The sequence below is a fragment of the Burkholderia sp. YIM B11467 genome, from assembly GCF_052952715.1.
The window spans coordinates 680,876-704,210 of the sequence record NZ_JBQVSQ010000001.1; the positions used below are offsets into that span (position 1 = coordinate 680,876).

The following is a 23,335-nucleotide window of genomic DNA, read 5'->3' on the forward strand; positions in this document are numbered from 1 at the left end:
ATGAAGGTGGCAAATTATGCCACGCTGAAATTGCATTCACGCGCCTGAATAATGCAGTAAACGAACCCGATATTTCAGCAAGCAATCCGAAAGTATCGGCCCGGAAAATGACCCGCCGGGCGGCGGGTCATTCAGTCCGGAACAGGTGCTTCAGATGTGCCCATGCGCATCACGCGCGTGGCGCCGCCGCGCGCCCCGCCATCCACTTTCGGTAGCGCCGCGTCTGGCACTGCGCGGCCAGTTGCTGCCTGACCAGCGCACGCAGCGGCGACACCTGCGGGTGCGTGCGACGCCCTTCGCTGAGCCGCGTGAGCTGGAACTTGACGACAGCCATGTTGGCCAGCGCACCCAGCGCCTTGTTCTTCCACCGGATCGGCTGCAACACCGGCGCGCTGTCCTTGCCGGCCCGCCAGTCGCGCGGCAGGTTCGGCTCGATCGACAGCGCGGTCGCGATGCCGACCATCGCCACGCCGCTGTCGACCACCTGCTCGGCGACCGCGCGGCGCCGGATGCCGCCGGTGACCATCAGCGGCATCCGCGCGACGGCCGTGATGTCGCGCGCGAATTCGAGGAAATACGCTTCGCGGGCGAGCGTGCGCCCGTCGCGCGCTTCGCCCTGCATCGCCGGCACTTCATAGCTGCCGCCCGACAGTTCGACCAGATCGACGCCGAGCGGATTCAGCAGTTCGACCACGCGCTTCGCGTCTTCCGCGCTGAAGCCGCCGCGCTGGAAATCGGCCGAGTTCAGCTTCACCGCGACGACGAATGCCGGCGACACCGTCGCGCGCACCTCTTGCACGATATCGAGCAGCAGGCGCGCGCGATTTTCGATACTGCCGCCCCATTGGTCCTGCCGGCGGTTGGTCAGCGGCGACAGAAACTGGCTCAGCAGATAACCGTGCGCCGCGTGAATCTGCACGCCGCTAAAGCCGCTTTGCTCCGCGAGCTGCGCGGCACGCACGAAGCGCTGCCGCACCTCGGCGATATCGGCTTCCGTCATCTCCTTCGGCACCGGGAACTGCTTCGACAGCGCACCGAGCGCGAGCGGCACGGCCGACGGCGCGAGTGTCGTCTGGCCGAGCGCCGCCTGCATCTGACGCCCCGGGTGGTTGATCTGCATCCACACGTGCCCGCCGCCCGATCGCGCGATCTGCGCCCAGCGGCGGAAGCGGTCGAGATGCGCATCGCTCTCGAGCACGACACCGTTCGGCCCCGTCATCGCGCGACCGTCCACCATCACGTTGCCGGTCAGCATCAGGCCGACCTGTCCGTCGGCCCACGCCTGGTACAGGCGCAGCAACGCGTCGGACGGCGCGTGATCCGCATCGGCCATGTTCTCTTCCATCGCGGCCTTGGCCAGCCGGTTCGGGATCACCGCCCCGTTGGGCAGTGTCAGGGGCGTAAACAGGTTCATGGAGGGCATCCTCGATTGACGATGCCCAACGATAACTTTAAAGTCAACTTTAAGGTCAAGCCCCTTTGGAGCACTGCATGAAAATCGGCGAACTGGCGCGCGCCAGCGGCATCGCGGCGTCGCGCATCCGTTTCTACGAAGCGAGCGGATTGCTCGAACCTGCCCGTCGTCAGGCGAATGGCTATCGGGAATACGGGTCGGAAGCGTTGACGCGGCTCGCGATCATCGACCGCGCGCAGCGTGCGGGCTTCGCACTCGACGAAATCCGTGCGGTGCTGCCGCCCGATCTCGGCGCGTGGCCGCGCGACGAACTGCTGGTCGCGCTGCGGCACAAGGTCGACGAAATCGCGCTGCTCGAACAGCGTCTCGCGCAGAACCGGCGCCATCTGGAGACACTGATCGACGAGATCGAGAACAAGCCGGCCGGCGAGGATTGCGCGGGCGCCGCGCAACGCATGCTCGACCGGCTGTGCGAGCAGGCCAACGAACCGCTGGCGCCGGCCCCCGTCGCACGGCCGACGCGCAAGCGCGCATGACCGGTGACGCTGCGTCACCTACCGATCAATCCCTCCGCGTTGCGGCGACACGAGACGACGCGCGCGCGTCGGCTTCCGCACCGCGACCTCATGATTCGAACCGCATGACGATCCCCCGCTTCAAAGGACTCCTCATCGCTGCGCTGCTGACATTCGGCATCGGCAATGCATACGCCACGCAGTGCGGCGACACGTCTTCGTCGATCCGCTGCCCCGACACCTCCGACCTTCCTGACGACATCGTCGCGCAGCTTCCCGCCGGTTACGAAGCACTGGATGCCGCATCCGGACGCCTGACCGACAGCACCCGCCCCGGCTATGTCGTCGTCGCGCATCAACCCGGCGATTCGATGCGCACGCCGTCGCTGCGTCCGCTGCTGGTCTTCCTGCAGGGCAAGGACGGGCGCTACCGGCTGGTCGCGCGCAACGACACCGTGATCATGAAAGCCGGCGAAGGCGGCATGGGCGACCCGTATCTCGATGGCGTCGCGGAGAACGCGCTCACGGTCGAGCCTCGTACGTTCACGGTCGAACAGGGTGTATTCGCGGGGCATAACCACTGGCGCGATCGCGTGACGTTCCGCTATGACGTCGCGCACCACACGTGGGTGTTTCATCGCGAAGTGTTCCGCAACTGGCGATTCAACTATGAGCAGGATGGCGATGCGCTGAAGGCCGACCCGGTGCGCGTCACGCGCGCCGATGCGGCGAAGGCCGTCGCGTTCGAAGCATGGCGGCCGAGTTACTGGTGCGATTCGGCCGAACGGCGCGAAAGCGATCCGGTGTGCCGCAAGCATTGAGGGTGGTGCGGTTGCCACGATTCGCTTACGTCTCAGGTAATCGACGCGCGCGTTGCGCGCCGCGATCATGGCTCCATCGACGCACGAACCGCGTCACGACAAGGAGCCCCGCCATGACCGCCTACGCCATCGCCCACCTGCACGACGTCGACATGTGCGACGACATCGTCGAGTACCTCGAACGCATCGACGGCACGCTCGTGCCGTTCGACGGCCAGTTCGTCATTCACGGTGCACGACCGGAGGTGCGCGAAGGCGTGTGGCGCGGCGACCTGATCGCGATCGCGTTTCCCGATCTCGACACGGCGCGCGCGTGGTACGAATCGGATGCGTACCAGCAGATCCAGCCGCTGCGCGCACGGCACGCGAGCGGCCCGCTGATCCTGATCGACGGCGTCGACGAACGGCACAAGGCGACCGACGTCCTGCGCTGATCTGCGACGCCGGTGCTGCTTGCGACACGTTCGCGCCATCGGCCTGTGCCGCGACCTGATACCTCGTTACATTCCCTTGAGCGGCTGCCCCGGTTGCCACGCGTCGATGGTCGCCTTCGCCCGCGCGCGGTCACGCGCCGGCAAGACGGTATCGAGTTGGCTGACCATCGACTCGGAGAACCTGACCATGTGGCTGCCGTTCCCCGCTTTCACCGCGGCAAGGTAGAACGTATACGCGGTCGGCAGACTCTCCTTCACGCCACGCCCCTGCTGATACAGCGTCCCCATGCTTTCAAGCCCCAGCGGGTCGCCCTGGCGCGCGGCCGCACGATACAGTGCAATCCCTTTGCCGAGGTCTTCGGGCAGCTTCATCCCCTGGTCGTACATCATGCCGAGCGCACTCTGCGCGGGCGCGTAGCCACGATCGGCCGCCAGCTGCAAGCAGTCCGCGGCCACGCGGAAATAGCGCTTGGCCGGATTCTCCTCGTACCGGAACAGCTGCCAAGCGATATCGTCGATCCGCATGCCCATGTCGTACTGCATCTTCACGTCGCCGTGCTGGGCGGCGATGAAGCTCCACTTCACCGCATCCTCCTTGTCCCCGTGCCCGTATTGGTAGTACTCGCCGAGCAGCGCAGCCGCTTCGGCGTTACCCGCGTTCGCCGCGGTCGTCAGTTCGGGGATGGCGGTCTCGTAGTCCTTCTTCTCATAGGCGTCAAGGCCGGCCTGCAGGTCGGCAAACGCCGGCGCCATGGCCAGCACGAGGCTCAGCGTCAACAGGGTTTTCTTCATTGCTCTCGATATTGTGATTATTCGATCGGATTGCGGCGAAGCGCGACGTCGTGCCCCCGAGCGTCGCGCAACGCATGCAGCCTTCCGGCGTGTTCGTCGTTTTGCAGTCCCGCATGGCGGAACCTGTCGCACCGGATGGTTTTCCTTTTACCGCAACCGCAAATCCGTCGTCAATGAAGCGGCCCCTCGGCCGACCGTGCCGCCTACGCCTTCCGCTCCATTGGCTCGCCAACGACGAACCCACCGCCCTGGAACCGCTGCGCAGGATCGTCGTAGTCGGCGGTCGGCGCCGCGACCGGGAACAGCCCCGCGAACTGCTCGGAGCTGTCGCGCGGGCGGAAGCCGAGGAAGCCGGCCTTCGTGTTGTCCCACCACTTCACCGGGTTGTCCGACGCGCCGTAGACGATCGCGTGCCCGACGCGGTTCGTCAGCAGCGAGCAGCGCACGAGTTCGATGAAGTCGCGATAGCTGAGGAACGTCACCAGCATGCGCGGGTTCTTCGGCACCTCGAACGACGAGCCGATCCGCAGGCACACGGTCTCGATGCCGAAGCGGTCGAAGTAATAGCGCGACAGCGATTCGCCGAAGCACTTCGTCACGCCGTACAGGCTGTCGGGGCGCAGCGGCGAATCGGCGTCGAGCACTTCCGTGACCGGGTGGAAGCCGATCGCATGGTTCGAGCTCGCGAACACGACGCGCTTCACGCCGTGCTTGCGCGCGGCTTCGTACAGGTTGTACGTGCCGGTGATGTTCGCGTCGACGAGATCGTCGAACGGCGCATCGACCGAAATGCCGCCGAGGTGGACGATCGCGTCCACGCCGTCAACGAGCTGCATCACGGCCGGCCGGTCGGCCAGATCCACGACGCGGGTTTCTTCATGCGCGGCCGCGTCGTCCAGCACCGCGATGTCGCTGACGCGCACGACGTCGGCCCAGTCGGCGAGCGCGCCGCGCAACTGGCGGCCGAGGTTGCCGGCCGCGCCCGTCAGCAACAGGCGCCCGAACGGTTTGCGCGCGCCGGTGGATGAGGCGTTCATCGAATCTCCTTGAATCTGACCCAGAATGGAAAACGTTTTCCAACTATACGCGGGACCGCGGCCGAACGTCAATGGTCGAACCCGTTCGCAGCCATCCGCACTTTCCCGATATCGCCCCGTGGCCGTGCACCGGCTTTTTCTGCCACAATCCGGCGTTAATGAACGAAAACGTTACCCTTCGGATGAAAAAAGTTTCCCCGACGATCCGCGACGTGGCCGCGGAAGCCGGCGTGTCGGTCGCGACGGTATCGAAGTACGTGAACGGCACGCAGCGCTTCTCGCCGACCGTCGAGGCACGGCTCAAGGAAGCGATCGAGCGGCTCGGCTACCGTTCGAACCCGCTCGCGCGTTCGATGATTACCGGGCGCACGCGCACCATCGGCCTCGTGATCCTCGACATCAGCAACCCGCACTTCACGAACGTGGTCAAGGGCGCGAACCGGATCGCGCTCCAGCATGACTACACGCTGCTGCTCGTCGATACCGAAGAGAGCCAGGCGCGCGAACGCTCGCTGATCGAGGCGCTCGCGCAGCGCGTCGACGGGCTGATCGTCAGCACGCGGATGCCCGACGACGAAGCCGGCTGGATGCTCGATCTCAACAAGCCGCTCGTGCTGCTGCGCCGCAGCCCCGGCCTGCCGATTCCGAGCGTCGGCATCGACAACCGGTTGTCGACCTACATGCTCGCGCGTCACCTGCTCAATCTCGGGCACACGCGCATCGCGTATCTCGGTTTCGGCACGGCACGCGTGAACGACGAGCGGATCCAGGGCGCGCGCGACTGCCTCGCCGAAGCGGGGCTCACGCTCGACGTGCACGACGCGCATGCGCCGACCGCCGAGGCCGGCGAGCGCGCGTGCTCGCGCGTGATGCTCGGGCCGCAGCGCCCGCAGGCAGTGATCTGCTACAACGACCTGATCGCGCTCGGCTTCATGAAGGAAGCCGCGTCGCTCGGCTTCCGACTGCCGCAGGACGTATCCGTCGCAGGCATCGACAACGTGCCGTACGGCGAATACGCGGCGCCCGCGCTGACCACCGTCGACATCCAGAGCGAGAACATGGGCGAGCTCGCGATGCAGAAGCTGATCGACGCGCTCGCCGGGCGCACCGATGCGAGTTATTCGACGTTCGAGCCGCGGCTGATCATGCGTGCGTCGACGGCCGCGGCCGCCGCCGGTTGAAGCGCGCGGGGCACACCGCTTCCCCGAACGCCAAAACAAAACGCGCCGCCCCAGGGGCGGCGCGTTCGCTTGAACGACGCACCATCAAGCGTCGAGTTTCGCGGGCTTCATCTTCGGCGTGAGCACATGCATCACGGCCAACGCGATCAGGTAGGCCGACGCGCCGATCGCGAACAGCACCCAGTAGTGGCCCGTGCGCTGCAACACCTGGCCGATCACTTCCGAGAACAGCACGCCGCCGATCGAACCGGCCATCCCGCCGATGCCGACCACCGACGCGACCGCGCGGCGCGGGAACAAATCGGATGCCGTCGTGAACAGGTTCGCCGACCAGCCCTGGTGCGCGGCGGCGGCGAGGCCGACGATCAGCACCGCGATCCACAGGCTCTGCACCTGCGACACGAACGCGATCGGCAGCACGCAGCACGCGCAGATCAGCATCGCCGTCTTGCGCGCGCCGTTCACGCTCCAGCCCGCGCGCAGCAGCATCGACGACAGCCAGCCGCCGCCGATGCTGCCGACCGTCGTCAGCGCATAGATGCAGACGAGCGGCAGGCCGATGTGCTGCATGTCCATCCCGCGCGACTCGTTGAGCCACTTCGGCAGCCAGAACAGGTAGAACCACCACACCGGATCGGTCAGGAACTTGCCGATCAGGAACGCCCACGTCTCGCGCTTGCGGATCAGCTCGCCCCAGCGCGGCGCGCCGGCGTTCGCGTTCGCCGCGTCGAGCACTTCGGCCTCGTCGCGCGGTTCGTCGTATTCCGCGGCGAGCGCGCGCGTGTCGGCCTGGCGATACAGCACGAGCCACACCGCGAGCCACACGAGGCCGATCGCACCGATGATCACGAACGCCGCGCGCCAGCCGTAGGCCACCGCGATCGCCGGGATGATCGCCGGCGCGAACACCGCGCCGATGTTCGCGCCCGAGTTGAAGATGCCGGTGGCGAGCGCGCGTTCGCGGCGCGGGAACCACTCGGCCGTCGTCTTGATCGCTGCCGGGAAGTTGCCGCCCTCGCCGATCCCGAGCAGCGCGCGCACGAAGGCAAAGCCCATCACCGACCCGACCGCCGCGTGCAGCATCGCGGCGATGCTCCACACCAGCATCGCCAGCGCGTACGAGATGCGTGTGCCGAGCCAGTCGACGATGCGCCCGAAGCCGAGCAGCCCGAGCGCGTAGAACGCGGAAAACGCCATCACGATGCGGCCGTACTGCACCTGGCTCCAGCCGATGTCGTGCTGGAGCATCGGCGCGAGCAGGCCGAGAATCTGCCGATCCATGTAGTTGATGACGGTCGCGAAAAACAGCAGCGCACAGACGGTCCAGCGGTAGCGGCTGGCGACGGCGCGGACCGTGCCGACGACGGCAGATTGCATGAATGTCTCCGATGCGCGGCCGCGCCCGTCGCGCCGCACGATGTTCGTTGACCGGCGACCGGCGCCGGGGCGGGCCGCGGGCACGCTGTCGCGGCACGGCCGATCGCCAATCAATCTGGAAAACGTTTTTCAAAGGATAGAGCGTCTTACGGCGCCCTGTCAGTCGGGGATTTCGATGAGTCATCTCAAATTCGTCGCGGCAAAAGAGACGACTGTTTCGCAGCCCGGCATTAACCGTTTTTCCCGGATTTTCCAACGCGCGGACGGCGCACGCGGCGGCCGATACACATGTCCGATTCCAGCCAGAATCGGTGGCGCGATTGGTTTACAGTCGTTTCATGCGCCTCGATCCCGACACCTGTTATGACGCCCTGCTTTCGCGGAACCGCCGTTTCGACGGCTGGTTCTTCGTCGGCGTGTCGACGACCGGCGTGTATTGCCGCCCCGTCTGCCCGGTCAAGCCGCCGAAAGCGCGGAACTGTCGCTATTACCCGACCGCCGCGGCCGCCGAGAAAGCGGGCTTCCGGCCGTGCATGCGGTGCCGCCCCGAACTCGCGCCCGGCCACGGGCTGCTCGACCTGTCCGGCAATCTCGCCGACGCGGCCGCCACGCTGATCGAGGACGGTTTCCTGAACCTGCATTCCGTCGATGCTCTCGCGCAGCGGGTCGGCGTGACCGAACGCCATCTGCGCCGAATCTTCGCCGCGCAGTTCGGCGTGTCGCCGGTCGAATTCGCGCAGACGCACCGGCTGCTGATGGCCAAGCGGCTGCTGACCGACACCGCGCTGCCGGTGGCCGTCGTCGCGTCGACGGCCGGGTTCGGCAGCGTGCGGCGCTTCAACGACCTGTTCCGCCAGCGCTACGGCCTCAATCCGTTGCGGCTGCGTAAAGGGGCCGGCCCCTCCGCCGAGGGCGACATGACGTTCCCGCTGCCGTACCGGCCGCCGTTCGCATGGGCCGACCTGATGCGCTTCCTCGCGCAGCGGCAGATCGACGGCGTCGAGCGGATCGACGCGCAGCGTTATGCGCGCGTCGTCGAATTGCCGAACCCGAACCCGAATCCGAACCGCGACAGCGGCACCGGCCGCGTGACGGGCTGGCTGTCCGTCGCGCACGTGCCGCAGCGGTTCGCGCTGGCCGTCACCGTGTCGCCCGCGCTGACGCCGGTCGTGCCGGCCGTGCTCGCACGCGTGCGGCGGCTGTTCGATCTCGACAGCCGCCCCGACGTGATCGACGCGCATCTCGGCGAACTCGCGAGCGGCTCGCCCGGCCTGCGTGTGCCCGGCGCGTTCGACGGCCTCGAGATCGCGATCCGCGCGATCGCGGGCGAGCAGCTCGCGGCAGCGCAGGCGAGTGCCGTGCTGGCACGCATCGCCGAACGCTTCGGCACTGCGGTGGACGGCGCGCCGCCGGGGCTGACGCATGCGCTGCCTTCCGCGGCGACGCTGGCCGCGTTGCCGCCGGCCGCCCTCGACGCACTCGGCATCGCACGCGAAGTGGCGCAGGCGATCGTGTCGCTCGCACGCGCGGTCGCCGATGGCACGCTCGCACTCGAACCGATGGCGCCGCTCGACGCGACGCTCGCCGCGCTGCGTACGCTGCCCGGCTTCGACGAGCGCGCGGTGCAGTACGTCGCGATGCGTGCGATGGCCTGGCCGAATGCGTTCCCGGCCGACGATGGGTTGCTGCCCGCCCGCACCGATCGCGCACGTGTGCCATCATCTGCGCCGCATGCCGCGCGCTGGGCACCCTGGCGCGCGTATGCCGCACTGCATGTGTGGCGCCTTCATGGAGAGATATCGCGATGACTCCCGCTCACCTGATTCCGAGCCCGCTGGGCGACATCGCCGTGCGCATCGAGGACGATGCGCTGACCGGCCTGTTCTTCCTCGGCCAGAAATACTTCCCGTCGCTTGCGATCGCGGATAAAGCAGACGCGCACGCGTCGTCGCCGATCGCGCGCAAGGTCGCGGAAGAAATCGCGGAATACTTCACCGGCACGCGCGAAACGTTCTCGGTGCCGATCCACCTGCGCGGCACGACGTTTCAGCGGCGCGTGTGGAAGGAACTGCTCGCGATTCCGTTCGGCGAACTCGTGTCGTACGGGGACATCACCGAACGCGTCGGGTTGCCGATGAGCGGTGCACGCGCGGTGGGCGGTGCCGTTGGCCGGAATCCGGTATCGATCATCGTGCCGTGCCATCGCGTGGTCGGTGCGTCGGGCAGCCTGACCGGTTATGCCGGCGGCATCGACCGCAAGCGCGCGCTGCTGTCGCTCGAAGGCGCCGGGTTCCAGCGCGGCGCGCATCATCCGGTGCAGACGGCGCTCGCGTTCTGAACGACCGTGAGCGGCGCGCGTCGCCGCGTCACGCAGTCAAGACAGGCCGGCGCGCTTCACGCTTCGCATACGCACCGGGCGTCATGCGGAACTTCGCCTGGAACAGCGCGATGAACGACGACGTCGAGTCGTAGCCCAGTTGCGCGGCCACCGCGCCGATCGGCTCGCCCGCATCGATCAGCGGCAGCGACGCGAGCAGCCGCACGGCCTGCCGCCACTCGGTGAACGACAGCCCCGTGTCCTGCCGAAACAGCCGCGACAACGTGCGCCGCGTCGCGCCCACCTGATGCCCCCATTCGTCGAGGCTGCGTGTATCGCCCGGATACGCATGCAACGCGCGTGCGATTTTCAGCAGGCGCGGATCGCGCGGCAGCGGCACCGTCAGCGGTGCCGGGCGCATGCGCGCGATCCGGTCGGCGATCAGGCAGACCAGCGCGCCGTCCGGCCCCGTCTCGTCGTAGTTCACCGGCAACTCGCCGGTCGCGATCACCAGTTCGCGCAGCAGCGGCGTCATGCAGAGGATTGTGCAATCGTCGTTTGCGTCGTCGCGCGCGATCGCTTCGTCAAGATACAGGCTGTGGAACGCGACGCAATCGCGCGTCGACACCGCATGCGGCACGTGCGGCGGAATCCACATCGCATAGTGCGGTGGCAGCAGCTGCCGGCCCGACGGCGTCGACACCTCGAGCACGCCGCTCGTCGCATACATCAGCTGGGCCCACGGATGACTGTGCGCGTCGACGCTCGCGTTGCCGGGAATCTCGAACGCACGCACGAACAGCGGCCTCGGCAGGCGCGCCATCGGCGGCACTGCGTAAGGGTCAACCGATTGTCCCGCCAGCAACATAAGACGTCCTCCGAAGGTCATTGCACGAACGAGCGCGATGCTACCGTGACGGCTCTACTTTCACACGGCTTCCGCTCATGAGCGCTCACACCCGCACCACCCGCAAGACCGTCACCGCGATCCGCTCGACCAAAGGCATCGGCAGCCTCGTGTCGCTGACCGCCTATTCCGCGCCGATGGCGAAGCTGGTCGACGACGTGGCCGACGTGATCATCGTCGGCGATTCCGTCGGCATGGTGCTGTACGGGATGCCCGATACGCTGCGCGTCACGCTCGACATGATGATTGCACATGGTGCGGCCGTCGTACGCGGCGCGGCGCAAGCGTGTGTCGTCGTCGACCTGCCGTTCTCGACGTACCAGGAATCGCCCGCGCAGGCCTATCGCTCCGCCGCGCGCCTGCTCGCCGAAACCGGCGCGCAAGCCGTGAAGCTCGAAGGCGGCAGCGAGATGGCCGACACGATCCGCTTCCTGACCGATCGCGGCATTCCGGTGATGGCGCATGTCGGCCTCATGCCGCAGCAGGCCAATGCAACAGGCGGCTTCCGCGCGCAGGGAATGGACCCGCGTTCGGCCGCGCAGGTGTTCGATGCCGCATGCGCGGCCGAGCGGGCCGGCGCGTTCAGCGTCGTCATCGAGGGCACCGCCGAAGCGCTCGCACGCCACCTGACCGAAACGCTGACGATCCCGACGATCGGTATCGGCGCATCGCCCGCCTGCGACGGGCAAGTGCTCGTGACCGAGGACATGATCGGTGCATTCGATGCGTACACGCCGCGCTTCGTGAAGCGCTACGCCGATGCGAATGCGGTGATGCGCGACGCGATCCGCCAGTACGCGCACGACGTTCGGCAACGCGTGTTTCCGGAGCCGGCGCACTGCTTCGGGTACGGCAAGCCGCTGCAACTGGTGGACGTGTCCGCCGCGTGATGCGGCGCGAACGAAGCGATCACGGGCGCTTGCGCATCGCATGCGCGACCCGCGCGTTCGCTTCGAACTTCGCGCGATGCGTCGAGAAGAACGTGCGCACGTTGCGAACGTTCGATGCGCCGGTGAACAGCCGTCGCGCGAATTCGTCGTATTCGGCGACGTCGGCCAGATCAGCCACCACGACGAAATCGGGCCCCGGCGACACGCGATAACACTGCGTGACGGCCGGCTCCGCGCATACGTATGCTTCGAATGCGTCGTAGTCTTCGGCCGTCTGCCGGTCGAGGCTGATCTCGATCAGCGCCGTGACGGCCGTGCCGAGCGCCACCGGGTCGAGCACCGCGACCTGCCGGCGGATCACGCCGGCCTCCGTCAGCCGGCGCACGCGACGCATGCAGGTGGGCGGCGACGACAGCGCACGCTCGGCCAGTTGCAGGTTCGACACCGATGCGTCGTCCTGCAGGATCGCGAGGATGCGCAGGTCGAGATCGTCGAGGGTGATGCCGGCCATCGGCGGCTCCTTCCGGTCACGAAGTGAAATTTAATTTCAATATGATAGACGATCTGCCGTTTGTTTCATTTCTTCTTGTATTTTGAAATTTAATTCCATTCTGCCGCCTCTACCATCGCTCTCACTGGTCCAGACAGGACATTTACGGAGCGCGATATGTGTGGAATTGTCGGGGCGGTCGCCCAGCGGGACATCCTGCCGAACCTTGTCGACGGCCTGAAGCGGCTCGAATACCGCGGCTACGACTCGTGCGGCGTCGTGGTCTATCGCGACCGGGCGCTGGCGCGGGCCCGCAGCGTCGACCGCGTCGCGAACCTGCAGCGCGAGATCGCCGAGCACGCGCTGTCGGGCTACACCGGCATCGCGCATACGCGCTGGGCCACGCATGGCGCGCCCGTCACGCTCAACGCACATCCGCACTTCTCGCCGAGCGACGCCAACGCGCGCATCGCGCTGTCGCATAACGGGATCATCGAGAACTGCGACCCGTTGCGCGCGGAACTGCAAGCGCACGGCTACGTGTTCGCGAGCCAGACCGACAGCGAGGCGATCGCGCACCTGATCGACCATCTGTACGACGGCGACCTGTTCGACGCGGTGCGCCGCGCGGTCGCGCGATTGCGCGGCAGCTACGCGATCGCGGTGATGTGCCGCGACGAGCCGCACCGGATCGTCGGCGCGCGTGACGGGATGCCGCTCGTGGTCGGTGTCGGCGAAGGCGAGAATTTCCTCGCGTCCGATGCGATTGCGCTGTCGGGAATCACGGATCGCATCGCGTATCTGGAGAACGGCGACGTCGCCGATATCCAGCTGCATCGCTACTGGATCGTCGATGCGGCCGGCCAGCGCGTCGAGCGCGCGGTGCAGCGGGTCGCCGCGCATAGCGGCGCGGCCGATCTCGGGTCGTACCGCTACTACATGCAGAAGGAGATCTTCGAGCAGCCGCAGGCGGTGGCCGATACGCTGCTCGACGTCGCGTCGATCATGCCCGAGCTGTTCGGCGACGGTGCGTGGCGCGTGTTCAATGATGTCGATTCGGTGTTGCTACTCGCATGCGGCGGCAGCTATCACGCGGCGCTGACCGCGAAGTACTGGATCGAGAGCATCGCGAAGCTGCCGGCAAGCGTTGAAATTGCCAGCGAGTTTCGTTGTCGCGACAGCGTGCCGAATCCGCGCACGCTCGTCGTCGCGGTGTCGCAAAGCGGTGAGACGGCCGATGTGCTCGGCGCGGTGCATGTCGCGAAGCAGAGCGGGATGATGCATACGCTCGCGATCTGCAACGTCGCGACGAGTGCGTTGATGCGTGAATGTGCGCTGCAGTTCGTCACGCGTGCGGGGATCGAGATCGGGGTGGCTTCGACGAAGGCGTTCACGACGCAACTTGTCGCGCTGTTCCTGCTCACGCTGTCGCTTGCGCAGGTGCGCGGGCGCTTGAGTGACGACGAGGAGAAGGAACATTTGCGTGCGCTGCGGCATCTGCCCGATGCGATGTCGAAGGTGCTCGCGCTGGAACCGCAGATCATGGCGTGGTCGGAACTGCTCGCAAGGCGCGACAACATGCTGTTTCTCGGGCGCGGGATGCATTACCCGATCGCGCTAGAGGGTGCGCTGAAGATGAAGGAGATTTCTTATATCCATGCGGAGGCTTATCCGGCAGGGGAGCTGAAGCATGGGCCGCTTGCGTTGGTCAGCAACGAGATGCCGGTGATTGCGGTTGCGCCGAATGACATGCTGCTCGAGAAGCTCCGGTCGAACATGCATGAGGTCAGTGCGCGGAATGGAAGGCTTTTTGTGTTCGCGGATGTGGACTGTGGGTTGGTGCCGAGTGACGGGATCGAGGTGATTCGGCTCAATGAGTACTACGGGCCGCTTTCGCCGATTCTGCATACGGTGCCGATGCAGTTGCTGGCGTATCACGCGGCGTTGGCCAGGGGGACGGATATTGATAAGCCCAGGAATTTGGCCAAGTCGGTGACGGTGGAGTGAACTACCGCTCGCGCCGCGCGAGTCTTGTTCGCCAAAAATGAGAGCGTCCCGTGGCTCCAAATAGAAGCGTCCCGAAGGGAGGGCACTTTTTGCCGGAGCGGCCAGCCCCGCAATGCGCGGGACGCTATTACAGGCCACCAAGAATTTTTATAAGATTTGTGGCTGCCGCCCCCTTCAAAATTTGACGGATAGTTTTCGGGGCGCTTTCATCAGCAGGATTTGTCATGCGAGACCGACAACGACAGTGACGCTCACACTATCGGACATTGGTCAAAAATTCGCCTAGAGGTTGTGCCTGTGCACGTGATACCCCTGTCAGCAGGGTATGGAGCGTCCCGCGCCCGCTCGCAAGCGTCGCGACCGAAGCCTGGATTGTGGGTACGGTGGTCCTTGGAGTTGGCAGCAGAAAAGGACTTTGCAACATCAGTGTCCACTGTTGTGCAAAGCGATTGGCGACGTGAAGATTGAATATCTCCTGGCGTGCCGAACTTGCATCAACTACGGTAGCCGCCGCGAGCCAGCATTGAATTTTTAGGAGTTCGCGAAGCTGCAATGGTTGTAGCAGTAGCGTGGCAGCTGCTCCACACCGTATTCCTAACGCGCAGTTCGCGTCGCTCATTAGATTCCGCAAAACATCCCTTTCATTCGGCTGTGCGCCTACCTGCAGTTGAGTTATTAACGCTTCCAAACCGACTGGTGTAGTGGTCAGCGTTCGCTACAGCTACTTTGATATACAGCCGCGATCATGACCGCCGCAATGCTTGGCCACGACCCGAAATGGAAGATTACCCGCATGGAACTGAACACGTTCGGGTAAACAGTTGTTGGATGGAGACTATGAAACACGAGCGCGCTCGACAGGCATGCGCGCAGTTTGTCCGACCTCACGTCGCATGTTGCAGCACACAAGCACATACGCATCTAGTCGGTCTAATGGCCTCGGTCCGGACTGTACGTGACGTAACCTGCTAGCAACTTTTCCGGCCAGCAACCGAGATTTGGATCATTCGGGCCAGAATCGGAGGCCCAACAGCTTCGCCCCGGCGCCCGCTAACGTTTGCGTGATTTTCCCGCCCCGACGTCACTTCACGCGCTGAAATCTCTTATTGCACCGCAACCACGAAACACAAGATGTGGATATTGTGCCGGCACATTTGCCTATATATAGTATGAGCTCCAGCTAGGCCATTGTGGTGCCTAGCTGCTCATTGCCCTACAACACACAATGCAGTAGTACCTGAGAAAAGACACCGTGAGTTTCGGCACATACCAGCTTCCTCCCCCCGCCGATTGGCAGGCATTCGAACGTTTTACGCGCGACTTGTTCGCCGCACACTGGAATTGTCCGACCGCTGAGATGAACGGTCGGGCCGGACAAGCGCAGGCCGGTGTTGACGTGTATGGAATTAACTTCTCCACCGGAAAGCTCGAAGCCGTCCAATGCAAAGGAAAGGACAGCCGCTATGGCCACTCGGTGACCAAAGACGAGCTGCGCGCCGAAGTGGACAAGGCGCTCACCTTCAAGCCTCAGCCCAGCCACTACTATCTAGTAACGAGCGGCACCGCAGACGTCGCCGTCCAAGAGGAGGCGCGTCTAATAAGCTCCGCTCACGCATCCCAAGGAAAATTCCCCGTCCAGGTATTCGGTTGGGAGCAGTTGCTCGCGTTGCTTCATAAATACCCGAAGGTAGCGCGTGCGCACTTCCGTCCCCTGCTTGTAGCGCTATCCCAAATCGACGCGCCGGCAGAGCTAATCGCAATCTGCCATCAGTCGTTTCAGCACGCTGGGATGTTTGACGATGTGGACCCGGCAGCGGCCGCCGACGGATTTCACCCAGTGCACATGGACGCCTCCGCCTTTTACGAAGGCGGAGTGCTTGATGTTCGAGGTGCTCTCGCGCTCCAACGCAATCTATATCGCGATGTGACCGCGCAACTGCGCGCTCATCCCAAAGCGACGGTCGCGTACTTCGGGATTGCACACATCCCGCTGGCAATGCATGCAGGCACCGCCGTCTCGACGAAGCAGCCCGTGCGCCTCTATGAACTCGACGCCACTGCGGCGGAAAATGCGTGGAATCCGCTGCTCGATGGAAACGCACCTGACCTCGGCGTGGAGTTGGTGGACATGGGTGGACCAGTGGGTGGTCCCAACGCTGTCATTCAGGTCGATGTTAGCGCACGAATCGCTAAAACTGATATTGATCAGAGCATCGACCGCCCCTACCGGCACTTTGTCATTCGCATCGCGGAGCCCAAGCGCGGAGTTATCACCCATTACGACCAAGTAAGTGCAATTGCCAATGCATTTCGTGAGGCTCTCGACAAGATTCACAACGAAAATCCTACGACTACCCACCACGTTTTCGCAGCGACGCCGATGTCTGTTTCCTTCCGGCTCGGACAGATGGTGAGCCAGACAATGCATCGCTCGGTGCGAGCCTACAACTATTCACAACGAAGCACACCGCCCTACCTCTGGGCAGTCGACCTCGTCGCGGCCGACGGACAGTCGGGACAACTTTGGATTTCCGGGGAGTGAAGCCATGTATGACGCGTCCAAAGAGTTGGCTATTTTCTATGAGAATCACGTGCGTCTTGGCACACAGCTTCGCAACGCCTTGGGCGGCTATCGCGACCTCAACCTCGACCGCCTTACTGCGGGCTTGAAGTCACTCGGTGAAAAGGAGAACGTTGTTTATAAGACGTTCGTAGACAGCAAGAATCAGGGGAGCTACGCGATGCACACCCTGAATCAATGCGAGCACATCGACTACGACATCGACGTCGCCGTCATCTTCGAAGCTAGCGACCTCCCGGAAAGCGCAGTCGATGCGCGCGCTCGAGTCCGCGACGCACTACTAGAGAAGTGCAGCAACTTCACGAAGGAGCCTGAGGCACGCAAGAACGCCGTCACGGTCTGGTACGCAGATGGCTACCACATTGACTTCGCTGTCTATCGGCGCCGGACAGACTGGTTCGGGAATCAAACTATTGAACATGCCGGTGGCGAAGGCTGGACCGCACGGGACCCGTTGGCATACACCAACTGGTTCAGCAAGCAGGTGGACTCGAAGAGCCCGTCGACGGTCCCTTTGGGATTCTTCGCCCCTCGCGTCACCGTGGCCGAAAGTCAATTGCGGCGTATCGTACGATTTGTCAAAGCGTTTGCCCGGTCTCGGTCTGGTTGGGCGCTGCCCGGCGGCATCATCATCACGACCCTGATTTGCGAGGTGTACAAACCGGACCCGACGCGCGACGACGTTGCCCTCGCCAACACATTGAAGGCCCTGCTCGCGAGACTTCGAGCCAGCGTCAATGTCCAAAATCCAGTCCAGTCTGGTGCCTGGTTCACTTCGTCGGACCGCAGAAAGCGAGAAGTTGAGAGACTTCGCGACACGCTCGCAGAGAAGCTCCCAAGTCTCGACATCCTTCATCAGCCGACGTGCACGCCCGCACAAGCCTTCGCAGCGTGGGATTCAATCTTCTGGCACAACTATTGGTCCGGCGCACGAAAGTCGGTCGCTCAGTCCACCGCGGCAGCTGGCCTGACCATTGATTGTGCGCTCGCCCGAACACGCGAGGGTAAGGTGTATAAGACGCACATTAGCGGCGCACCCGCGTTGGCGAAAGGCATCCATCTTCGCTTCACCGCGACGCCGATGGGAGTCGCGCTTCCGTACAGCGTGCGCTGGACGGTGCGCAACGAAGGTGATGAGGCCAGAGAAGAAGGTCAACTTAGCCATGACAAGCTGCTAGGGGCCGGCGAGCCCTACTGGACGTACACGGCGTTTAAGGGCACGCATAAAATGATTTGTGAAATCGTGAAGAACGGTGAAACAGTGCGTCAAGCCGAGCATATTGTCCGCATCGGGCCGGGACGGCGCCTGTTTTTATAGAAGAGACACGTCAATACAACGCACGTACGCGTATCCGAGAACATGACATCAAGTGCACGCGCATCTCGAACCGAGCACGATAGCCAATCCGAATCAACACTGTGACTATCGAAAATCTGGCTCAAACATTCAACGCTAACGCGGACAAGATTGCCGAACAGCTCATCGCATGCTTCGGCTTGGCGCACAGCCAATCGGTCGAGCATCTTGCAAGGCCGCTCTTGCGTTGGCTCGATTTCAGGCTGCGCATCATTGACCCACGTCCAAGGGCCGTTCACCTCTCAAACAGGTTTCCAAAGCAGCTTGATGAGCCATATGCCACAGCATTTAGAAAACTTGTTGAAGCCATATCATCAGGTGAAGACATCAATGCTTTCCAAGGCAAAGGTATTGTGCGCGGCGACTCAAGCGGTAAAAAGCGGAGCGAAAGAACCGACTTGCTCTGGGCGGATTGGGGCATCCATCATCTGCACATCGCCAAAGCGCCAGATGAGCGCGAAGGATACTTCTCAGCCCGTAGTGATTTTCTTCTTTTCGTCGTTTTCGGCCACGACGTTGCACTTTTGCTCGATATTCAGCCACATTCAGGCGACGACCTGCGCTTTGTTCGAGAAGACCTCATTAAACTCGTAGCGCAACACTGGCCGTCCGCCTTGGAGCCATTCGAACTCAAGGGCGTGCTCGTTCCAGCACGCGTGTGGACGGAGGCCGAACGCAAAAAACTTCGAGCATCCGGTCTCGATGCTCCGTTCGTTATCGACGGAAAGGTCTATTTTTCGCCGGGCCAGGGGGTCACGACTGCCTCTACACCAGGAAGAGTCACTCACGCGATGATGCGGCTAAGCAGGAACTTACAAGCCTTAGCCCAGCAGGTGCTGGAGCCCGACAGCCAATTTCGGGCCAAACGGGCAGCCCCCACTCAACTTGGTGGTGCATTTGCGCTGGAACTGTCACCTAAGGGTGTCATTTTGCATAGCAAATACACCGACCGTGGATGGACATTCCCGGACGCAAAATTCGACGGGACGGATAGCCTCTATGCAGAGATAGCCGATGCCTTGACACCTCCGTGGGTCAAAGATGCGATACGCAAATCCTTGAGTCCACCCGGCACATCGCCAAAAGCGCCGCAAACCAACGCTAACGAGCTAAAAGACGGGTAGGTCACGCCCTTTTGAGGCGTCGGTGAAAATTTGTATTTGTCGGTGTTACGTCCCCCCCGTGTGTACAACTTTGCTGTCCACACCACGAGAGGACTCACCATGGCCTACATCGACTGAAAAATCAAAGTAAATAGTTGGAAAAATAGCTCCCCAACTGTCCGCAACACCTTGATTTTATGCTACTAGTTGCTTGGCCGAGAGGCATCCCATTGATGAGTTGTGTATTCGGTCGACGCGGAGCCCGGTCGGGTCCGCCACACGCGCCGTTCGATACGCGTCGTGCCTCGCCGTATCGCGGTCTCCGACGGTCACACGCCGACGATGTGCTCGATGAACCAGTCGTTGAACGCGTCGAAGCCCTGCAAGGTCAGCCCGAGCCGGTGCGCATTCTCACAGGCGCGCACCAGCATCCAGCACGCGGCTTCCTCGAGGTCGGCCTCAAAATCCGGCGCGTCAGTTTCGTCAAAGTGCCGCAGCACGTTGCCGACGCGGTTTTCCGCGTCATTGAAGGTCTTACGGGCCAACGGCCGGCCATGCAGTGTCGTATGCACCAGGTCAGCCGTCTCGAACTTCCAGTCCAGGACTGCCTGCTGACCGGCATGTCGCAAGGCCTGTCCCATGACTCGCTCGGCCGCGCTGGCCAGGGTGATGACCGCGGCGTAGCTCTGACGCTCGAGAAACACGCTGATGGCCGTCTCGAGCTGCTCGCGCGCGAGCTCGACACGGTTGTAGGTTTGCACGGTCATGCCTAGGCTCCGGGAACGGATGTGGAGATGCCAGTCTACTGCCGCCCGCGGCGCGTTCCCGCGGAAACTTTTTGACGACCATGGCCGACGCGCCGACCACGCGTGCTTCCGGTCGACCAGCATGCGCGCGAAGTCAGCGCGGTGCGCACAGTCACCGCAAATGCAACGGCCGCCAAGGCAATGATGCCGAGGAAGATAGCGGCGCCGACCGGGTGCGCGTCGAGCTGCGCGACAAAGTTGCTGCACTCATGTATGAGCGCGGCGCTCCCCATGACACTGAACCTATGGCGTCGTACGGGGCCTGCCCCCTCCACCTCCCTTACTGCACGCGCCGTCGCTTGCTGCTTTCTCATCTCGTATCACCATCTCGCCGTTTGGCGCTCGTTGAAGGTGATACGGATTTTTTTTCATGTAGTTGCGTTCTCCGATAGACGCGCGCCGTGACGAGGCGTCGCGCGCCTTAGCGAGCTTTAGCGCGCCGCGCACGGTCCGCAAGGTTCCTCTTCGTGAAGAATTTCACGGTCCCGTTATCGTCCCACTTGACGCCCTCAGCATCGGCATATCCGAGCAACGGGGCCGGACGGTTGGCGTCCTGTGCCAGTTTCACAAGGGCGGCCCAGACCGAGTGATTGTCGCTCGGGTCTGCGGCTGAAGACTTGGCTTTTTCGATAACCGCCTTGAGGGGATTACTACGTGTCCCGATGGAGCGCTTTGTGATGACGACCCTTGGTCCTGAGTTGCGTGCTTGGTCGGCCTCCAGAATTTTCGGCTGACCGATAGCGCTGCGGCTTCTGTCTACGGCAGCTACTTTTGCCTGGATGTCGCGCCACGGCAGGTTATATTCGTCCAGATACCGCTTCACATCTTCCCTGCGAATAAATCCCCTGGCGATGTCCGTCGTTGCGATACGGTCCGCCGTCACGAGCGACAGGCCGCCATTGCTGGCCCACTGCTCAATTTGCTGCTTGTGCGCCAGCAACACTTCGCCCCATCGAGCCCGCGCCTTCGTCATTTCGGCACTCTCGCGGAACTCACCTGTCAAGGACCACTTGGGCCGGTCCTCTGCCGCGTCGAATTTCTGTCGGTACGCCTCAAATTCGGCACGTGAGCAACCCGCCAGGGACTTGCCGCATATCGAATGTACAAGCCGCCGGTCGTCGTTGGTCAGCAGTTCGATACGTGCTACGCCATCACCGGCGGGCACTTCCTTCTTTATCGTAGACAGCCGTTCATCGTCGGGTATCGCGACCAGTGAAAAGGCAATATGGCCGGCCAGCCACTCAGCGGAAAGCAGTGGAGCACTTGGAATCACCACCACGCCCGAACCCAGCGCGGCCTTCATGTCCTCTTTCTCCTTGCTGGCTGCGTCCGTCTCGATGCTTCGCAACCAGGCAGTGTCGAAGCCCCTGCCCTGACACCACCGGATGAAGTCGAGCGGACGCACCCTGGCAGGCGGTTTCTCCTGGCTGCGCCAGATGCCGAGCACGTGTTTCGCCTCGTGGAACGGGTCTTGGTTGCCAATGATGAGGGAGTTATCGAGTCCCATTACGCCTTTTTCAGGAATTTCCGTGCAAAGCTGGCCGTCGATGATCGGGGCTTGCAGACCGCAGACGAGCATTGCAGCCGCTTCGGGTGTCCACGTGTCGTATTGGAGATACCGAGTGAGCGTCGTATGTTTCTGCATCTCCTCGCTGAAACCATCACCGTAAAGGCGTGCAGGCTCGCGGCGTGCCCACAAATCGGCCTGTACGTGAATCCTTCTCATCGTGTGCGCTTGTTCTGTCGAACTGACGTCACCGGCGCTCGGTGCGGATGCTGGCTCGTTTGCCGCTCCAGGCGCTACCGCGCCCTGCGACAATGTGGTGGTAGTGACGGGCTCGGCGAATTGGAACTTAACGCGAGGTTCGTTCGCTTTTAACCACGCGCTCAGGTCATCCCAATAAGCCTCGTCATAGTAAGGCCTCACGGTTTTCGGACGGTAACGAGCCTGCTCGCCGGGGCGATACACCAGCAAATGGTCATTGAGAACTGCCTGCTCAAGTTTGACCAGCCAATCCTTTGCGGTTGTGCCCGTGTGCTGCTCCAGCGCATCGGCGGCTTCTTGAAGCCTGTAACGCCCCGCAGTGCGGCGCTCCTCGTCCTGTTGCTGCCAGATTTCGGCGTGGCAGCTCCTTGCCAGCCATTCCGGAAATCTGTTGAAGTCGTTTGTGATGGCCCAGCGCACGGCGCTTACCCGCTCGATGCTCCATTTCCCGCCGTATACCGCATTACCAGCGCCAGTTTCATGAGCGTCTAACTTGCCGCTCTTGCATGCGGACAGGATGGCTTGCCGGATTGGCCCCCGTTCAGCCTCCGGAGCGCAGTCGTCGTCATACTGGGTAGGCGGCACTCCAAGACAAAGGGCCTCAAGCTCTTTTTCGCTCCAATGCGATTCGCCGGCTATCGCTGCGCGGGCTTCGGGCATGAACTCGTAGTTGACCTCGGAGAAGTCAAACGTAACCTTTACCCCAACGCCAGCTGCGAATTTCTGCACGTCTTCCACGGGTACCCACGCATTGGCAAGCGGTGCTCCCTTCAGCGGAAGACTGGTTAGCTGGGCAGTCAACGACCGCATTGTTGACGGTTCAAAGCCGCGGATTTCGCCCCTACGTATCGAGGCGTCGAGTTGCTGTCTGTGGTAATCCAGCGCAGCGGCCCATAAGAGGCCGCCATTCGAATGAACGGTTCGCGCAGTCATTTCGGCAATCTCCCCCACCGGCACGTACTTCTTGACGGGGTCAATAAATAACGCGGCAACGATTGGAACGGGCGTCACCGCGCCCTGTGCGGCACCGACGTTTTTGTATTTCTCAGTATCCATTTGCGCCTCTCCTGCGCAACCCTTCATTGGGAGCCTCAACCAGGCCGGTAACGGTGTCCGGCTTTTCCGCCCGTCGACGTATGCAGAGACAAGATAGTATGGCTACTCCCCCGGCCTTTGACTACACGCGAAAAGAGAAGAGGTCGGGCCCAGCATTGGAGCGCCGTGCCGACAAGTAGGTCAGGTCGTGTTGCTATGGTAGCCACTTCTGCCTTGTGCCCTCGCTCCATGAACGCCGGTTTGACCATCCCATTTGCCCTGAACCCGCTGGGGCGTCTTGTTGCCACGCGCGACCTGCCAAAGCATGCTGAAGGTCCGTTTCTTTGCGCGGCCTGCCGAAGCCCGGTGATTCTGAAGCAAGGCGAAGTAATGACCTGCCATTTTGCGCACCGGCCGGGCCCGGACTGCGCAAGCGGTTTCGAAACGGCCCTCCACCTACTGGCTAAACAAATTCTGCTCGAACATCGGCACCTGCGCGTGCCAGC

Annotated in this window: 20 protein-coding genes and 1 pseudogene; 13 read left to right on the forward strand and 8 right to left on the reverse strand. The window is 63.2% G+C overall.

The window, feature by feature from the left end; translation table 11 throughout:
* Positions 1-169: 169 nt before the first annotated feature.
* Positions 170-1,414, reverse strand: a complete 1,245-nt coding sequence (locus tag ACTRWB_RS03045; RefSeq protein WP_446900886.1) for an NADH:flavin oxidoreductase/NADH oxidase family protein — start codon at positions 1,412-1,414, stop codon at positions 170-172.
* A gap of 77 nt (positions 1,415-1,491) precedes the next feature.
* Here ACTRWB_RS03045 and ACTRWB_RS03050 point away from each other — a divergent pair, with 77 nt between their 5' ends.
* The 3 genes from ACTRWB_RS03050 to ACTRWB_RS03060 all read left to right on the forward strand — a co-directional run bounded on the left by ACTRWB_RS03050 (position 1,492) and on the right by ACTRWB_RS03060 (position 3,184).
* A complete protein-coding gene (locus ACTRWB_RS03050) occupies positions 1,492-1,950 on the forward strand; it encodes a MerR family transcriptional regulator (protein WP_343490816.1) in 459 nt (152 codons plus the stop codon).
* Between the two features lie 104 nt (positions 1,951-2,054).
* The gene (locus ACTRWB_RS03055; protein ID WP_446900887.1) at positions 2,055-2,750 is read left to right on the forward strand and encodes a hypothetical protein; all 696 of its coding nucleotides are present in this window, start codon (positions 2,055-2,057) and stop codon (positions 2,748-2,750) included.
* 113 nt (positions 2,751-2,863) lie between these two features.
* Positions 2,864-3,184, forward strand: coding sequence for a DUF1330 domain-containing protein (locus ACTRWB_RS03060; RefSeq protein ID WP_343490819.1), 321 nt, complete (start codon positions 2,864-2,866; stop codon positions 3,182-3,184).
* A gap of 66 nt (positions 3,185-3,250) precedes the next feature.
* Here the strand turns inward: ACTRWB_RS03060 and ACTRWB_RS03065 are convergent, their stop codons facing one another.
* Both ACTRWB_RS03065 and ACTRWB_RS03070 read right to left on the reverse strand, forming a co-directional pair.
* Positions 3,251-3,976: a tetratricopeptide repeat protein gene (locus ACTRWB_RS03065; protein ID WP_446900888.1), complete on the reverse strand. Its 726-nt coding sequence runs from the start codon at positions 3,974-3,976 to the stop codon at positions 3,251-3,253.
* A 203-nt stretch (positions 3,977-4,179) separates the two neighbouring features.
* Complete coding sequence (locus ACTRWB_RS03070; RefSeq protein ID WP_048251719.1) at positions 4,180-5,013, reverse strand: NAD-dependent epimerase/dehydratase family protein; 834 nt, start codon at positions 5,011-5,013, stop codon at positions 4,180-4,182.
* A gap of 71 nt (positions 5,014-5,084) precedes the next feature.
* Between ACTRWB_RS03070 and ACTRWB_RS03075 the strand changes: the two genes are divergently transcribed.
* A complete protein-coding gene (locus ACTRWB_RS03075; protein ID WP_193101367.1) occupies positions 5,085-6,194 on the forward strand; it encodes a LacI family DNA-binding transcriptional regulator in 1,110 nt (369 codons plus the stop codon).
* Between the two features lie 84 nt (positions 6,195-6,278).
* On the opposite strand, the gene ACTRWB_RS03080 is transcribed toward ACTRWB_RS03075, so the two are convergent.
* On the reverse strand, positions 6,279-7,571 hold the full coding sequence (locus ACTRWB_RS03080) for an MFS transporter (RefSeq protein WP_446900889.1): 1,293 nt from the start codon (positions 7,569-7,571) through the stop codon (positions 6,279-6,281).
* On the opposite strand from ACTRWB_RS03080, the gene ACTRWB_RS03085 reads away from it, so the two are divergent.
* Genes ACTRWB_RS03085 through ACTRWB_RS03095 form a run of 3 tightly spaced genes read left to right on the forward strand, consistent with a single transcriptional unit; the run spans position 7,570 to position 9,909 of the window.
* Positions 7,570-7,938 carry a hypothetical protein gene (locus ACTRWB_RS03085; RefSeq protein ID WP_446900890.1) on the forward strand — a complete coding sequence of 123 codons (369 nt, stop codon included), beginning with the start codon at positions 7,570-7,572 and terminating at the stop codon, positions 7,936-7,938. The two genes, ACTRWB_RS03080 and ACTRWB_RS03085, sit on opposite strands and share 2 nt — an antisense overlap.
* Positions 7,910-9,379: an AlkA N-terminal domain-containing protein gene (locus tag ACTRWB_RS03090; RefSeq protein ID WP_446900891.1), complete on the forward strand. Its 1,470-nt coding sequence runs from the start codon at positions 7,910-7,912 to the stop codon at positions 9,377-9,379. Before ACTRWB_RS03085 ends, ACTRWB_RS03090 begins: the two co-directional genes overlap by 29 nt.
* A complete protein-coding gene (locus ACTRWB_RS03095; protein ID WP_446900892.1) occupies positions 9,376-9,909 on the forward strand; it encodes a methylated-DNA--[protein]-cysteine S-methyltransferase in 534 nt (177 codons plus the stop codon). Before ACTRWB_RS03090 ends, ACTRWB_RS03095 begins: the two co-directional genes overlap by 4 nt.
* Positions 9,910-9,937: 28 nt before the next feature.
* Here the strand turns inward: ACTRWB_RS03095 and ACTRWB_RS03100 are convergent, their stop codons facing one another.
* Positions 9,938-10,756: an AraC family transcriptional regulator gene (locus tag ACTRWB_RS03100; protein WP_446900893.1), complete on the reverse strand. Its 819-nt coding sequence runs from the start codon at positions 10,754-10,756 to the stop codon at positions 9,938-9,940.
* 77 nt (positions 10,757-10,833) lie between these two features.
* Here ACTRWB_RS03100 and panB point away from each other — a divergent pair, with 77 nt between their 5' ends.
* Entirely contained in the window at positions 10,834-11,685 is an 852-nt protein-coding gene (panB, locus tag ACTRWB_RS03105) for a 3-methyl-2-oxobutanoate hydroxymethyltransferase (RefSeq protein ID WP_446900894.1), read from the forward strand.
* Between the two features lie 19 nt (positions 11,686-11,704).
* On the opposite strand, the gene ACTRWB_RS03110 is transcribed toward panB, so the two are convergent.
* A complete protein-coding gene (locus tag ACTRWB_RS03110) occupies positions 11,705-12,196 on the reverse strand; it encodes an Lrp/AsnC family transcriptional regulator (protein ID WP_446900895.1) in 492 nt (163 codons plus the stop codon).
* 156 nt (positions 12,197-12,352) lie between these two features.
* Between ACTRWB_RS03110 and glmS the strand changes: the two genes are divergently transcribed.
* The 4 genes from glmS (at position 12,353) to ACTRWB_RS03130 (ending at position 19,244) form a co-directional block, all read left to right on the forward strand.
* Positions 12,353-14,182: a glutamine--fructose-6-phosphate transaminase (isomerizing) gene (gene glmS / locus ACTRWB_RS03115; RefSeq protein ID WP_446900896.1), complete on the forward strand. Its 1,830-nt coding sequence runs from the start codon at positions 12,353-12,355 to the stop codon at positions 14,180-14,182.
* Positions 14,183-15,434: 1,252 nt separating this feature from the next.
* Positions 15,435-16,724, forward strand: coding sequence for an SAVED domain-containing protein (locus ACTRWB_RS03120; RefSeq protein ID WP_446900897.1), 1,290 nt, complete (start codon positions 15,435-15,437; stop codon positions 16,722-16,724).
* 4 nt (positions 16,725-16,728) lie between these two features.
* Positions 16,729-18,081, forward strand: a complete 1,353-nt coding sequence (locus ACTRWB_RS03125) for a nucleotide-binding domain-containing protein (protein WP_446900898.1) — start codon at positions 16,729-16,731, stop codon at positions 18,079-18,081.
* 101 nt (positions 18,082-18,182) lie between these two features.
* Positions 18,183-19,244 (forward strand): hypothetical protein, encoded by a 1,062-nt coding sequence (locus ACTRWB_RS03130; RefSeq protein ID WP_446900899.1) that lies wholly within the window; start codon positions 18,183-18,185, stop codon positions 19,242-19,244.
* A gap of 308 nt (positions 19,245-19,552) precedes the next feature.
* On the opposite strand, the gene ACTRWB_RS03135 is transcribed toward ACTRWB_RS03130, so the two are convergent.
* Together ACTRWB_RS03135 and ACTRWB_RS03140 are read right to left on the reverse strand one after the other, a co-directional pair.
* Entirely contained in the window at positions 19,553-19,990 is a 438-nt protein-coding gene (locus tag ACTRWB_RS03135) for a hypothetical protein (RefSeq protein WP_446900900.1), read from the reverse strand.
* Positions 19,991-20,450: 460 nt separating this feature from the next.
* Positions 20,451-22,850 (reverse strand): hypothetical protein, encoded by a 2,400-nt coding sequence (locus tag ACTRWB_RS03140; protein WP_446900901.1) that lies wholly within the window; start codon positions 22,848-22,850, stop codon positions 20,451-20,453.
* A gap of 228 nt (positions 22,851-23,078) precedes the next feature.
* On the opposite strand from ACTRWB_RS03140, the pseudogene ACTRWB_RS03145 reads away from it, so the two are divergent.
* Positions 23,079-23,252: pseudogene (locus ACTRWB_RS03145) on the forward strand (competence protein CoiA family protein); the annotation flags it as partial.
* Between the last annotated feature and the right edge of the window lie 83 nt (positions 23,253-23,335).